13 protein-coding genes are annotated in these 14501 nt (G+C 67.0%); 5 read left to right on the plus strand and 8 right to left on the minus strand.

Annotated elements, in window-relative coordinates; translation table 11 throughout:
• Positions 1-22: 22 nt before the first annotated feature.
• Genes E8M01_RS26435 through E8M01_RS26445 form a run of 3 tightly spaced genes read right to left on the minus strand, consistent with a single transcriptional unit; the run spans position 23 to position 3605 of the window.
• Entirely contained in the window at positions 23-958 is a 936-nt protein-coding gene (locus E8M01_RS26435) for an N-carbamoyl-D-amino-acid hydrolase (RefSeq protein ID WP_136962882.1), read from the minus strand.
• Between the two features lie 15 nt (positions 959-973).
• The gene (locus E8M01_RS26440) at positions 974-2242 is read right to left on the minus strand and encodes a Zn-dependent hydrolase (RefSeq protein WP_136962883.1); all 1269 of its coding nucleotides are present in this window, start codon (positions 2240-2242) and stop codon (positions 974-976) included.
• Positions 2232-3605 (minus strand): dihydroorotase, encoded by a 1374-nt coding sequence (locus E8M01_RS26445; protein WP_136962884.1) that lies wholly within the window; start codon positions 3603-3605, stop codon positions 2232-2234. The genes E8M01_RS26440 and E8M01_RS26445 overlap by 11 nt, the downstream gene beginning before the upstream one ends.
• A 128-nt stretch (positions 3606-3733) precedes the next feature.
• Here E8M01_RS26445 and E8M01_RS26450 point away from each other — a divergent pair, with 128 nt between their 5' ends.
• The 5 genes from E8M01_RS26450 to E8M01_RS26470 all read left to right on the plus strand — a co-directional run bounded on the left by E8M01_RS26450 (position 3734) and on the right by E8M01_RS26470 (position 8976).
• Positions 3734-4639 carry a LysR family transcriptional regulator gene (locus E8M01_RS26450; protein WP_342778715.1) on the plus strand — a complete coding sequence of 302 codons (906 nt, stop codon included), beginning with the start codon at positions 3734-3736 and terminating at the stop codon, positions 4637-4639.
• 174 nt (positions 4640-4813) lie between these two features.
• Positions 4814-5812, plus strand: a complete 999-nt coding sequence (locus E8M01_RS26455; protein WP_136962886.1) for an ABC transporter substrate-binding protein — start codon at positions 4814-4816, stop codon at positions 5810-5812.
• A 51-nt stretch (positions 5813-5863) separates the two neighbouring features.
• On the plus strand, positions 5864-6643 hold the full coding sequence (locus tag E8M01_RS26460; protein ID WP_136962887.1) for an ABC transporter ATP-binding protein: 780 nt from the start codon (positions 5864-5866) through the stop codon (positions 6641-6643).
• Complete coding sequence (locus E8M01_RS26465) at positions 6630-7421, plus strand: ABC transporter permease (RefSeq protein WP_136962888.1); 792 nt, start codon at positions 6630-6632, stop codon at positions 7419-7421. The genes E8M01_RS26460 and E8M01_RS26465 overlap by 14 nt, the downstream gene beginning before the upstream one ends.
• Before the next feature lie 37 nt (positions 7422-7458).
• Positions 7459-8976, plus strand: coding sequence for an amidohydrolase family protein (locus tag E8M01_RS26470; protein WP_136962889.1), 1518 nt, complete (start codon positions 7459-7461; stop codon positions 8974-8976).
• A gap of 16 nt (positions 8977-8992) precedes the next feature.
• Here the strand turns inward: E8M01_RS26470 and amaB are convergent, their stop codons facing one another.
• The 5 genes from amaB to E8M01_RS26495 all read right to left on the minus strand — a co-directional run bounded on the left by amaB (position 8993) and on the right by E8M01_RS26495 (position 14498).
• Positions 8993-10540: an L-piperidine-6-carboxylate dehydrogenase gene (gene amaB / locus E8M01_RS26475; RefSeq protein ID WP_136962890.1), complete on the minus strand. Its 1548-nt coding sequence runs from the start codon at positions 10538-10540 to the stop codon at positions 8993-8995.
• Positions 10541-10770: 230 nt separating this feature from the next.
• Entirely contained in the window at positions 10771-11784 is a 1014-nt protein-coding gene (locus E8M01_RS26480; protein WP_136962891.1) for a proline racemase family protein, read from the minus strand.
• 28 nt (positions 11785-11812) lie between these two features.
• Complete coding sequence (locus E8M01_RS26485) at positions 11813-12598, minus strand: ABC transporter permease (protein WP_136962892.1); 786 nt, start codon at positions 12596-12598, stop codon at positions 11813-11815.
• Entirely contained in the window at positions 12595-13422 is an 828-nt protein-coding gene (locus E8M01_RS26490; RefSeq protein WP_246088440.1) for an ABC transporter permease, read from the minus strand. The genes E8M01_RS26485 and E8M01_RS26490 overlap by 4 nt, the downstream gene beginning before the upstream one ends.
• A gap of 17 nt (positions 13423-13439) precedes the next feature.
• Positions 13440-14498: an ABC transporter ATP-binding protein gene (locus tag E8M01_RS26495; RefSeq protein WP_136962894.1), complete on the minus strand. Its 1059-nt coding sequence runs from the start codon at positions 14496-14498 to the stop codon at positions 13440-13442.
• Positions 14499-14501: the final 3 nt, after the last annotated feature.

Here is a 14501-nt window from a genome sequence, read left to right on the forward strand (position 1 = left end):
GAAGAGGCGGGCGGCGGTCGGCTCAGCGGCCGAGCGGCTCGCCCGCGCCGGTGCGCTCGGTGATCAGGCCGTAATGTTCGACCCGGCGGTGGCGCGCGAAGTCGAAGATCGTCTCCTTGCCGAACCGGGTGTCGTCGAGGTCGCAGGCCACCACCAGCACACCGTCGTGCTCGTGGTCGAGCTCGCCGAGGATCTTGCCGTTGGGATCGACCACCAGCGTGCCGCCGGTCAGGTGATGGCCGTCTTCGGTGCCGGCCTTGGCCACCGCGACCACGAAGGTCGAGTTCTGATAGGCGCCGGCCTGGACCGACAGGCGGTGGTGGAACAGCCGGTCTTCCAGGCCTTCGTCGCTGCGCTGTGAATTGACCGAGGGCGTATTGAAGCCGAGCACCACCATCTCGACGCCCTGCAGGCCCATGACGCGGTAGGTCTCCGGCCAGCGGCGGTCGTTGCAGATCGCCATGCCGACCAGGCCGCCCTCGAAATTCCACACCGGCCAGCCGAGATCGCCCGGCTCGAAATAGCGCTTCTCGAGATGCTGGTGCGAGCGGGTGTCGTCATAGTCGACATGTCCAGGCAAATGGACCTTGCGGTACTTGCCGGCGATCTTGCCGGAACGGTCGACCAGGATCGAGGTGTTGAAGTGCCGGCCCTCCGGCGTCAGCTCGGCATAACCGAAGCTCATTGCCATGCCGAGCGCCCTGGCCTTGTCGAACAGCGGCGCGGTCGCCGCATTCGGCATGGAGGCCTCGAACCAGCTGTCGGCCTCGGCGCGGTCCTCATGGTACCAGCGCGGGAAGAAGGTGGTCAGCGCCAGTTCCGGGTAGACGATGAAATTCGCGCCCCTGGCATGCGCCTCGTCCATCAGCGCGATCATCCGGCCGACGACATCGGCGCGGCTCTCGGCCTTCTGGATGGGGCCGAGCTGGGCGGCGGCGATGGTGACGATGCGAGGCATGCAAAATGGTCCTGGTCAAAGGGCGGGTGAGATGGGTCCCGGAGCGGCGAGCCTGTGGTCGAGCAGACGCACGGTCTCGGCGAGCACGCGGGCGCCGGCTTCGGCCTGGGCCGGCTCGGTCCATTCCTCGGGGGTGTGGCTGCGGCCATCGCGACAGGGAATGAAGATCATGCCGATCGGCCCGGTGGCGGCGACGAAGACGCCGTCATGGCCGGCGCCGCTGGCGATCGGCTGGCTGGAATAACCGGCGAGCCGCGCCGCATCGGCCGCCGCCTGCTGGATCAGGGCGGCGCAGGCGGTTGGCGCGACATGCGAGACGAGCTCGCGCCGGACCGTCAGGCGGAGCGCTTCGGTGCGCTCCCGCGTGGTCTCCAAGAGCTCGGCGCCGAAACGGTCGATGGCATCCTCGTCGGCGGAGCGAACCTCCAGCGACAGGGCCACTTCGCCGGGCACCGCATTGGCTGCGTTGGGCACGACGACGAGATGGCCGATCGTGCCGATCACCGGCCGGGCTGCCGCCTGCAAGGCCAGGGCCTTGGCATGCACCGCCTCGATGATCGCGGCCGCGCCGACCAGCGCGTCCGCCCGATAGGCCATCGGGGTGGTGCCGGAATGATCGGCGCGGCCGGTGACGGTGATGCGCTCGCGGCGAATGCCGACGATATCGGTGACGACACCGATATCGCAGCCGGCGCTCTCCAGGATGCGGCCCTGCTCGATGTGCAATTCGACATAGGCTGCAACAGGTGCCGCCGCGGCGCGGCTGCCGAGTTCGTCCGGGCGGCCGCCGACAGCGAGCATGGCTTCGCGCAGGGTCACCCCGTCGGCGCGCTTCAGTGCCAGCATGTCCGGCGTGAGCTTGCCGGCATAGGCGCGGCTGCCGATGCAGGAGAGCCCGAACTCGCTCGGCTCCTCCGCCAGGAAGTCATAGACCTTGAGCGGATGGCGCAGCCGCTCGCCGCGTTCGGCGAGGCCTTGCGCGACTTCCAGGCCGGCGATCACGCCGAGGATGCCGTCGAAACGGCCGCCCGCCGGCACCGTGTCGGAATGCGAGCCGACGACGATCGGCGGCAGCGCCGGATCCGTGCCGGCCCATTCGCCGACGAGATTGCCGCCGGCATCGATCGAGGTCGCAAGGCCGCTCGCCCTAAATTCCGCTGCGAGCCAGGCCCGTCCTTCGATAAAGCGCGGGCTGAACGACCGGCGCGTCCAGGGCCGGTCGGGATCGGTGATCCCGGCCAGCGCCTCGATCCGGCGCCACAACCTGTCGCGGTCAATGGGCATGGCGGCGTGATCCTGCTGACGCGGGCGGGACGAAACGGCCGTCGCCGGCCTGGTTGCGGATCCGGGTGCCGTCCCAGGCGAGCGCGCCGCGTAGATAGGTTGCCGCCACCCGCACCGAGAAGACCCGGCCCTCGAACGAGCTCCACTGCACCGCCGACAGGCTTTTCGACGGGTCGAACGGGAAGGCTCCGGGTTCGAGCACGACGACGTCGGCATCGGCGCCGGGCGCAAGCCGCCCCTTGTCGGCGAGCTGGAAGGCCCGCGCCGGACCCTCGCACAGGAGCTTCACTGCCATGGTCGGCGCGATGCCGCGCTCGGCGCAGCCGGTCCACAGCGCCGGCAGCAGGGTCTCCAGGCCCGGTCCGCCCGAAACATTGGCGAAGACATTGGGATTGCCCTTCTTTTCCAGGCCCCAGGAGACATGGTCCGATGAGACGAAATCGCATTCGCCGCGCGCGATATGGGTCCACAGCCGGTCCATCTCGGCCTTGGGCCGGATCGGCGGATAATGTTTCGCCCGCGCGCCGAAGCGGCGGACATGCTCTTCCTCGTTGAGCATCAGATATTGCACGCAGGTTTCGATCGTCGCCTGGTGACCGGCCTGCCGGTACATGTTGCAGATCTCGAAACCGCGCGAGGTCGAGACGTGCACGGCATGGGCGCGCGCGCCGGTCTCCGCGCCGAGTTCGTAGATGCGGGCGGTCGCAAGGTTCTCGATCAATGGGGTATGGGCGCGGCCGAAGGCGTCCCAGCCGGTATCGCCCGCGGCTATGGCGCGCGCGATACGGGCTTGCGTCATCGCCTGGTCCTGGTTGTGCACGCCGCACAACAGGCCGCTCGGCGCGATCAGGCGGAAGGCCTCGAACAGCGTGTCGTCGGCGATGCGCGGAAAGCGCGTCGCATTGGCCTCGAACATCGAGAATTTGAACGCGCAGGCGCCCGCTTCGATCAGTCCGGGAATGGCGCCGAGGCCGTTCTCGATGGCGATGGTGGCATAAAGCGCGACATCGACCTGGGCCTCGCTCTCGACCCGCGCGCGCTTGGCCTCGAACTGGCTGCGGCCGGTCACCGGCTCGGGCTCGTCATAGGGCATCTCGACCATCACGGTGATGCCGCCGGCCGCCGCCGCCCGCGAGGCCATGCCAATGCCTTCCTGGCCGGCCTGGCTGCCGGAATGAACCTGTCCGTCGATGACACCGGGGATGATCCACTGGCCGCGAAAGTCCTCGGTCTTGTCGGCACCCGGCGGAGTCCCGTCGCCAATCAGTGCGACCTTGCCGTCGCGCACCGCCACGTGGCCGTTCTCGATGACGCGATCCGAAAGCACGATATTGCCCCGGAGAACGAGGTCGAAATCACTCATGGTCGTCTGCTCGCTGCCGTCCGGACCGGTCGACGGTTCGGTTCCGGCCGCGACCATAGCGGGCTGGTGTCAAGACCAGGACATGCTAATTCTCCGAGCATCTATAATCCGAGGTTATGCCCGTGACGATGAATCTTCGGCAGATCGAGATGTTCCGCGCGGTCATGATGACCGGCTCGATCAGCGGCGCAGCGCGGCTCTTGTCGGTGTCGCAGCCGGCGATCAGCCGGCTGCTCGCCTATACCGAGGATCGCCTTGGCCTGACGCTGTTCGAGCGGGTCAAGGGGCGGGTGCAGCCGACGCCGGAGGCGCGGCGGCTGTTCATCGAGGTCGACCAGGTTCACCAGGGGGTGGCGCGGGTCAACGAACTGGCCGACGAATTGCGGCGCGGCGGCACCGGCTCGGTGCGCATGGTGGCAAGCCCGAGCGTCGGCCATGTCCTGGTGCCCAAGGCGATCGCGCGTTTCCGTGCGCGCTTTCCCGAAGTGCGCATCGAACTGGAAATCCTGACGCTGTCCGAGCTGATCGCCAAGGTCGGCAGCAACCGAGTCGACCTGGCGGTCACCTCGATTGCCGTCGACGAGCCGACGGTGACCTCGGTCTCCATCGGGGAGGGGCGGCTGCAGGTGATTTTCCCGGCCGACCATCCGCTTGGCGAAAAACGCATCATCAAGCCAGCGGATCTCGCGCCCTATCCGATCATCAGCTACGGCCCTCAGACGCCTTACGGCATGATCGTCAACCGCGTGCTGATGAGCACCACCAAGCCTATCCGCGTGAACACCCAGGTGCGCTTCACGCCGAATGCCTGCAGCCTGGTACAGGCTGGCGCCGGCATCGCCATCGTCGACGATTTCGTGCTGATGGACGGAGCCTGGCCCAATATCCAGTCGCGGCCGCTGGTGCCGAAGACGACCACCCGGGTGCATCTGCTGACCGCGCGTGTCGAACCGCTGTCGCGTATCGCCCGCAGCTTCGTCGCAAACCTCAAGGAATTGCTCGCCGATCCAGCGGAACCGCCGGGCAGGGGCTGACGCAGGACATGGCTCGTCAACCTTACGCCGTGGCTCCGGCGCGCATTTTCTGGGTTTATCAGGACATCTCCCTTCACCTCATAACAAGGTGTTATAGCTTCGGCTGATCTTGGTATTTGATTTTACATCTCTCCTTGCCCCAGCGTCCTGCCGGGAACGCAATGGGAGAGAAACATGCCGGGCCTCAAAACATCCATCCTTGCCGTCGCCGCCAGCCTGGCGCTGGCCGCGATCGCGCCTGCCGGGGCCGCCGAACGTGTCACGCTGATGCTCGACTGGATTCCGACCGGCGACTACGCGCCCTATTATGCGGGGATCGCGTCGGGCATCTATCAGCGCAACGGCATCGAGCTCAGGATCGTCAAGGGCAACGGTTCGGGCGATACCTTGAGCAAGCTCGCCGGCGGCGCCGCCGATATCGGCATGGCCGACATCTCGGCGCTGTTCACCGCGCGCCAGCGCGGCAACATGCCGGTCAAGATGATCGCCTCGGTCTATGCCCATTCGCCGCATTCGCTGTTCGTGCGCAAGGATTCCGGCATCACCAGTTTCGCCGGGCTCGAGGGGCGGCGCATCGGCATCACGCCCGGCAACAGCCATAGGCTCTACTTCCCGGCCGTGGCCGCGGCCGCCCGTACCGATCCGAACAAGATCGAATGGGTGACGGTCGATGGTTCCTCCATGGCCGCGCTGTTGATCAGCGGCCGCATCGACGCCGCGCCGTTCTATTCGACCAATTTCTACTATCAGAACAAACAGGCCATGCGCGCCGGCCGGGAACTGGCTTTCCTGCCCTTCGTCGAAGCCGGCTTCTCGATCTATTCGCTGTCGTTCCACGCGACCGAGGCGACTATCCAGAACCGCGCCGCGATGCTGCGCAACTTCCTGAAAGCCACCCGCGAAGCCTGGGTTGCGGCCCGCGCCAATCCGCAGGCGACCTGCGAAGCCCATGTCAAGCTGGTGCCGGAAGTGGCGCTGGACGATTGCCTGGGCAGCCTCAACGCCACGCTCGGCTTCATCTTCACCGACCACTCGGCCTCGGTCGGCCTCGGCGGCATCAATGACGAGCGCCTGGGCAAGACCTACGAGGTGGTCGCGGCATCGCAGAGCCTCGACACCCGCCTCAATCCGCGCACCGCCGTCGACATGAGCCTGCTGCCGACCTCCCCCTGACCAACAGCCGCTGCCGAAGGCACTGCGCCGAGGTGGGGGCAAGGACATTCCATGATCGAAATCAGCAATGCGGGCCAGGTTTTCGGGCCCGCCGGCGAGGGCGGCGTGCGCGCGCTCGACGGCATCAACCTGACCATCCGCGACCGCGAGATCGTCACGCTCGTCGGCCCGTCCGGCTGCGGCAAGTCCACCCTTCTGCGCCTGGTCTCCGGGCTGATCCCGCCATCCGAAGGGGCCATCCGGATCAATGGCGACAAGGTCACAGCGCCGCGCCAGGACACCGGCATCGTGTTCCAGGCGCCGACCCTGCTGCCCTGGGCGACGATCTTCGAGAACGTCATGTTCCCGTCGAGCATCATGAAGCGCGACGACGCGGCGGCGCGTGAGCGTGCCCATGAGCTCCTGCGCGTCGCCGGCATCGCCGATTTCGCCGATCGGCGGCCGAAGCAATTGTCCGGCGGCATGCAGCAGCGCGCCGCCATCTGCCGGGCGCTGGTGCACAATCCCTCGATCCTGCTGATGGACGAGCCTTTCGGTGCGCTCGATGCCTTGACCCGCGAGGTGATGACCATCGAGCTGCTGCGGATCTGGACGGCGACACCCAAGACCATCCTGTTCGTCACCCACTCGATCCCCGAGGCGGTGATCCTGGCCGACCGGGTGGTGGTGATGTCGCCACGCCCGGGGAGGATCGCCGAGATCATCGAGGTCGACCTGCCGCGGCCACGCAATTTCGCGCTGGCCGGGCACCCGGAATTCCAGCGTTGCGCCGAGCGCATCCGCAATCTCATTTTCGGCGACCAGGGGGCCCGGTTCGATGTCCAGCACTGACTTGCGCCGCCTGTTCAATTCCAGCCGGGAATTCGTCATTCCCTTGGTCGCGCTGGTCATTCTCATGGTCATCTGGGAAGCGAGCGTGCGGTTCTTCGCCGTCCCGGAATATCTGCTGCCGGCGCCGAGCCGGATCTTCGAAGACACCTATGCGATGGGCTGGGTGGTCGGCGATCACACCATGGCGACGCTCAGGACCATCCTGTTCGGCTTCTTGCTGTCGATCGCGGTCAGCTTGCCGCTCGCCGTGCTGATTTCCTCGTCGAAGCTGTTCGCCGATGCGATCTATCCGCTTCTGGTGCTCACCCAATCCGTGCCGAAAGTGGCGATCGCACCGATCCTGGTGGTCATGCTCGGCCCCAATGAGCTGCCGCGGGTCATCGTCACCTTCCTGGTCGCGTTCTTCCCGCTGGTCATCTCGATCACCGCGGGCCTGATGGCGGTGCCCTCCGAACTGGTCGAGCTGTCGCGCTCGTGCCGGGCGAGCAAGCTGCAGGAACTCATACGCATCCGCCTGCCTTATTCCATTCCGTTCCTGTTTTCGGGCCTCAAGGTCGCCATCGCGCTATCGGTGGTTGGTGCGGTGGTCGGCGAATTCGTCGCCGCCGAAAAAGGGCTCGGCTATCTCATCACCTCGGCCACCGCTTTCTTCAAGGTGCCGGTCGCCTTCGGCGCCATGCTGATCCTGGCCATTCTGGGCATCGTTTTGTTCCAGGCCATCGTGGTGGTCGAGCGGGTGTTCTTTCCCTGGGCCGCGGCCGAGGAACCGCGGACCTGAACGGACCGCGCGACAGCAATCGACGGGGATATCAGTCATGAGCCAAGATCGACGTTACCAGGTGGTTCGCAACGCGCTGGTGTTGCGGCCGGGCCAGCTTCAGGCCGAGCCCCTCGACATCCTGGTCGAGGGCGACACGATCCGCGACGTCGGCCCGCGGGGCCTGGCGGCGCCCGAGGAGGCGGCCGTCGTCGACGGCGCGCGCCGGCTGGTCCATCCAGGCCTCGTCAACGCCCACACCCATGGCCACGGCGCGCTCGCCAAGGCCATGGGCGATCGCTGGTCGCTCGAGCTGTTGCTTGCCGCGGGTCCGTGGATCAGCGGCAATCGCAGCCTCGAGGACAAATATCTCAGCGCCTCCCTGAACGCCGCGGAGATGGTGCTGAAGGGCACCACCGCCTGTTACGACCTGTTCTTCGAAGTGCCGGCGCCGAGCCTCGACGGCATGGCGGCGGTGGCGCGCGCTTATGGCGACGTCGGCATGCGCGCGACCATCGCACCCATGGTGGCCGACATGTCGCTCTATCAGGCGATCCCCGGGCTCTATGAAGCCTTGCCGGAGGCGCTGCAGCGCGAAGTCGACAAGATGCGCATGCAGCCCTACGAAGCGACGCTGCGCGACGTCGAGGCCTTCATGAAAGGCCAGCGTTTCGACGGCGACCGGTTGAAGCTGGCGCTTGCTCCGACCATTCCGCTGCATTGTTCCGACGGGTTTCTCGGCGCCTGCCGGGATTGCGCCCGCCAGTTCGGTCTCGGCCTGCACAGCCACGTGGCGGAATCGAAGGTCCAGGCGCTCTCCGGCCTGAAGCGCTACAAGCGCACCCTGACGGCACATCTCGACGAACTCGGCCTGCTCGGCCCGCATTTTACCGTGGCGCATGGCGTCTGGCTCGACGAAGACGACATGAGGCGGCTCGCCGGTCATGGCGCCTCGGTAGCGCACAATCCCGGCAGCAACATGCGGCTCGGCAGCGGCATTGCCGACATGCGCGCGATGTTGAAGGCCGGGGTCAATGTCGCCATCGGTACCGACGGCTCCAACAGCGGCGACAACCAGAACATGTACGAGGCGGTGCGGCTTGCCTCCTTCGCCTCGAAGGTGCGCGGCCCCGACTATACCGAATGGGTGACCACGCCGGAGGCGCTGCATGCGGCGACCGAGGGCGGCGCCCGCGCGCTCGGCTTCCAGGGCCTGATCGGCCGCATCGAGGCCGGCTACAAGGCTGACCTGGTGTTCGTCGACCTCGACCACATCAACTGGCTGCCGCACAATCGCACGGTCAACCAGATCGTTCATGTCGAGGACGGCACTGCGGTCCACAGCGTCATGATCGGCGGGCGTTTCGTGGTCGAGGACCGCAAGCTCCTGACCGTCGACATCCGCGCCCTGGCCGGTAAGGCCGAAGCCGCGCGCGAGCGCCTGGCAGCCGCCAACGAGCCCATGCGGGTGCTGGCTGAAAAGCTGCAGGATGCGGTCGGCTCGTTCTGCGTGGGCCTGGCGCGGCAGCCCTACCACATCGATCGTTACGGCAGCCGGACAGGCGAGGGGGCCTGAGCCCCCCGCCGCCGGCTCAGTCGATGTCGAACTTGACGCCCTGGGCGAGCGGCATGGCGCGGCCATAGTTCACCGCGCTGGTCATGCGCCGCATATAGGCCTTCCAGGCATCCGAGCCGGATTCGCGGCCGCCGCCGGTCTCCTTCTCGCCGCCGAAGGCGCCACCAATCTCGGCGCCCGACGAACCCATGTTGATATTGGCGATGCCGCAATCCGAGCCGGTGGCCGACAGGAACCGGTCGGCTTCGCGCATGTCGGTGGTGAAGATCGACGAGGACAGGCCCTGCGGCACGCCGTTCTGCAGGCGGATGGCCTCTTCGAACTCGGAATATTTCAGCACATAGAGGATCGGCGCGAAGGTCTCCTCGACCACCGGGCCGGTCTGCTCCGGCGCCTCGACCAGGGCCGGGCGCACGTAATAGGCGGAAGCCGAATGGCCGGCGGTATGGCGCTCGCCGCCATGGACGGTGGCGCCGATATCGCGAGCGGCCGCAAGCGCCTTCTGCATGCCGGCAAAGGCCGCCTCGTCGATCAGCGGGCCGACCAGGGCATCGCTTGCGATCGGGTTGCCGACCGAGACATTGGCATAGACCTGCTTCAGCCGCGGCACGAGCTTGTCATAGACGCTTTCGTGCACGATGAGACGGCGCAGCGTCGTGCAGCGCTGGCCGGCCGTGCCCATGGCGCCGAAGGCGATCGCGCGGAGCGCCAGGTCGAGATCCGCCGAGGGGCAGACGATCGAGGCATTGTTGCCGCCGAGCTCGAGGATCGCCCGGCCGAAACGCTTGGCGACCCGTTCGCCGACGATGCGGCCCATGGCGGTGGACCCGGTGGCCGAGACGACCGGCACGCGCGCATCGTCGACCAAGATCTCGCCGACGTCGCGGCCGCCGATCAACAGCGTGGCGAGACCCTTCGGCGCGCCGTCGAACTTGGCCGCCACCCGCTCGAACAGCGCGGTGACGGCGATGGCGGTGAGCGGCGTCTTTTCCGAGGGCTTCCAGATGACGCTGTCGCCACAGACCAGCGCCAGGGCGGCGTTCCACGACCAGACCGCGACCGGGAAATTGAAGGCCGAGATGACGCCGACCGGGCCGATCGGATGCCATTGCTCCATCAGGCGGTGGTCCGGCCGCTCGCTGCCCATGGTCAGGCCGTAGAGCTGGCGCGACAGGCCGACGGCGAAATCGCAGATGTCGATCATTTCCTGGACCTCGCCGAGGCCTTCGGAGACGATCTTGCCGACCTCGATGGTGACGAGCCGGCCAAGCGCTTCCTTGTCCTGGCGCAGGGCGTCGCCGAGCAGCCGCACCAATTCGCCGCGGCGGGGTGCCGGCACGGCGCGCCAGGCAAGATAGGCGTCATGGGCTTCGGCAATGGCCGCGCGGGCTTCCGCCGGCGTCGTGTCCTTGACCCGGCCAATGGTCTCGCCGGTCAGCGGCGAACGGACGAGGCGTTCACCGGATGAATAGACGTGAGGCGCGACCCCGAGCGATGAAAGGATCTGGGCGACCGCTTGCGCGAGGCCGTTCTCGGCCGGCTTCACTGCTGCTTGCTGAGTCATGGAGCGTTCCTGCGTCGCGTGAGTTTCGCCGTGCCGGCCTGGACGGAGGGGCCGGTTCGCGCGTCCGATCCTAGCGCTTATCGGGCCGCTGCCGCCACGAAAAGCGATGTTCCGGCATGGCATCATGCGAAGCCGGAATGGATCGGCAGGCGAGAACGCCGCAGGCGGCGAGCAGAGGCTGCCCGCCGCTTGCGTCTGTCCCGGCCGAGACCGAGACGTACAATTGACGATCAGGCGACGAGGAAGCCGGCGCCGACCGGATCGTTGCGATCGATCACCCAGCGCGCCGTGCCGAGCAGGCCGGCCGTGCCCTTGACGGTGGGGCGAACGGCACGGGTGCCGTTGAGGCTGGTCTCGCCGATCAGGCAGCCTTCGAAGGTGCCGCTGCCGAGCAGGCCTTCCGAACGGATCGGCTGATGCAGCTTCATCAGCCCGCGCGCCTCATACATCGCCATCATGGCGCTGGTGCCGGTGCCGCCGGGCGAGCGGTCGAGCTGTCCGGCCGAGAAGACATGGACGTTCTTGTAGAAGGCGCCGTCGATGGTCGGCTCGTGCCAGAAGGTCACGAAGTTGAAATTGTTGATATGGCTGGAGGCCGGGTGCTGGATCGCCACCTTCTGGCGGAGCTGCTCGCGGGCCATGATGCCGAGGCGCGACAGTTCCGAGCCGTTCCCGGGCGCGATGCGCAGCGTGGTGCCGCGCAGGTCGATGATGCCGAAATAATTGCCGCCCCAGACGATGTCGGCCTTGAGCGCGCCGACGCCGGGCAGCTCGAGCGGCACGTCCTGCGCCGCGACATAGGCCGGGACGTTCTCGAACCGGGTCCACTGCACCTGCGGGCCGTCATTGGCGACCTCGGCGGTCACCGCGCCGGCCGTGGTCTCGAAGCGGATCGTGGTCAGGCCGTTCTCGCCGCGGCGCACGAGGCCGAGCGCCACCATGGCCATGCCGACCGCGATCGTGCCGTGGCCGCACATGTGGGAATATTGCGTGCCGTCGATATAGATCAGCCCGGCGTCGAATTCGGGGCTGGACGGCGGTGTCAGGAACACGCCGAACATGTCCTTGTGCCCGCGCGGCTCGCGCATCAGGGCCTGGCGCAGCCAGTCGTAATTCTCCTCCAGGAAGCGGCGCTTCTCCAGGATGCTGGATCCCGCGGGATAGGGGATGCCGCTATGGATGATGCAGAGGGGTTCGCCCTCGGTATGGGTATAGACGACGTCGAAGACATCCTGCTGGCGCATGACATTGGGCTCCTTGGTTCGACAGGTCTCAGCGGCGCTCGGACAGGACGTCGAGGCCGATGGTGAGATCGAGGACGATGATGGTGACGGCCGCGACGAGGATCGTGATCGACGACACCGCGGCAATGGTCGGGTCGATCGTGTACTGGACGTAGTTGAACAGCTTGACCGGGATGGTCGTCAGCTCGGCGGTCGTGTTGAAGATGCTGAGCTCGACATTGATCCAGGACGAGATGAACGCGAAGATCGCGCCGCTGGCGATGCCGCTGCGGATCTGCGGCAGCGTGACCAGGAAGAAGGTCGTCAGCGGACCGGCCCCCAGATCGGCGGAGGCCTCCTCGAGGCTTCGCTGGTCGTCGGTGAGCTGGGGCAGCACGGCGCGCAGCACGAAGGGCATGATGATGACGACATGGCCGACCAGCAGCGCGTTGAAGCTGCGGGTGAGCCCGATCGCCGAGCCGTATTGCAGCAGGGCGGCGCCGAGCACCACATGCGGCAGGATCAGCGGCGACATCAGCGTCGCGGAGAGCAGGCGGCTGCCGGGAAAGGCATGACGCGCGATCGCCAGCGCCGCGGGCACCGCCAGCAGGATTGCGATGATGGTGGCCGCGGCGGCCAGGACGGTGCTGGTCGCGAAAGCCGCGACATAGGAGGGATCGCCGAGCATCTTGCCGTACCAGGCGAGCGTCACGCCTTGGGGCGGAAAGGCGAGAAAGCTGGTCGTCGTGAGCGACGACCCGACGATGACGGCCAGCGGCAGCACCAGATAGGCCAGCGCGGCATAAGAGACGAGGCGGATCGCGACGGTGATCATCTCGATCCTCCCTTCGGTTCGCCGATGCGGCCGGCGAGCGCCACGAGGATCAGCGTCAGCACCAGCATGGTGATGCTGAGCGCCCCGCCATAGTGAAAATCGAAGACCGAGCTGTATTGCTGGAAGATCAGCATCGAGAACACGGTGATGCGCCCGCCGCTGAGCAAGGCGGGTGTGACATAGGCGCTGACCGCCAGCATGAAGACCATGATGCCGCCGGCCATCAGCCCGGGCAGGCTCAAGGGAAAGGTGATGGTCCAGAACGTGGCGGCGGGCGTCGCGCCGAGATCGGCCGAGGCCTGTTCCAGCGACGGATCGACCTTGGCGAGCGCATTGCCGACCGCCAGCACGACGAAGGGCAGGAGAATGTAGACGAGCCCGATCAGAATGCCTGTTTCGGTGCCGATGAAGCGCATCGGCCGTTCGATCAGGCCACTCGCCACCAGGCCGTCATTGATCAGGCCATTGCGCCCGAGCAGCACCATCCAGCCGAACGAGCGGACGATATTGCTGGTGAACAGCGGCACGATCAGCAGGATCACGCAGGCGCGGCGCCAGAGCGGCCATTTGACCACCCGCACGAGATACCAGGCGAGCGGATAGCCGATCAGCACGCAGGCGATGGTGGTCAGCGCGCCGATCCGGAAGGTCACCCACAGCACATCCCAGTGATAGCGGTCGAGCAGGATGCGGACATAGTTCGCGGCGGTGAGTTCGCCGGCCGGATTGGTCAGGCTGGCAATGGCGACGACCGCCATCGGCGCCAGGAAGAAGGCGACGAAGAACAGCGCCGGCAGTCCGGTCAAAAGGGCGATGGTGCGCACGGAGGCCGTCATCGCCGTCAGCCCGTGATCAGGTGCAGGTCGTCGGGGCGAAAGCCCGCGAAGACATGCGCGCCCTCGACGACATGGGCGGGAACCGAGCCGCTCAGGCGGCAGGTCAACGGCACATCGCCGCTCCTGAGCGTGACCAGGACGTGGCTGCCGATATGGATGACGTCCTCGACGACGGCCGGGACGGTGGAAAGCCCGTGACCCGCCGCCTCCTTCAGGAGGACGATGGCCTCGGGCCGCAGCACCGCGACCGGCTCGGTGCCGGCGGCCGGGGTTTGGCCCGCAAGCGTGATCGCTCCGAGCGCGAGTTCGACGCGGCCGTCGGCCATGAGCTTGCCCGGCAAGAGATTGGCATCGCCGATGAAGTCGGCGACGAAGCGGGTCCGGGGCGCCCGGTAGATGTCCTGCCCGCGGCCGATCTGCTCGACCCGGCCGCCATTCATGACGACGACCCGGTCGGCCATGGTCAGAGCCTCCTCCTGGTCATGGGTCACGAAGACGAAGGCGATGCCGAGTTTCTCCTGCAGGTGTTTGAGCTCGATCTGCACGCGCTTGCGCAGCTTGAGGTCGAGCGCGCTCAGCGGTTCGTCGAGCAGCAGCAGCTTGGGTTTGTTGACGATGGCGCGGGCAAGCGCCACACGCTGCTGCTGGCCGCCGGAGAGCTGGCGGGGATAGCGGTCGCCGAAACCCGTCAATCCGACCAGCGCCAGCGCATCAGCGGCCAGGCCGCCCGCCTCGGCGCGCGGCGTGCCCTGGCGACGCGGGCCATAAGCGACGTTCTCGGTCACGCTCATGTGCGGGAACAGCGCGTAGTTCTGGAACACGGTATTGAGGGGGCGCCGATAGGGCGGCAGGCCGGTGACGTCGTCGCCGGCGATGCGGATGGCGCCGGCCTCGGGCGTCAGGAAGCCGGCGATGCACCGCAGCAGCGTGGTCTTGCCGCAGCCCGAGGGCCCGAGCAAGGCGATGAATTCGCCTTGCGCGACCTCGAGCGCGATGTCCGTCAGGGCCGGCTGCGAGCCGAACCTCTTCGACAGGCCACTGATCTCAAGCAGGGGCGCGTTCATGGC

The sequence above is a fragment of the Phreatobacter stygius genome (assembly GCF_005144885.1).
Lineage (GTDB): Bacteria > Pseudomonadota > Alphaproteobacteria > Rhizobiales > Phreatobacteraceae > Phreatobacter > Phreatobacter stygius.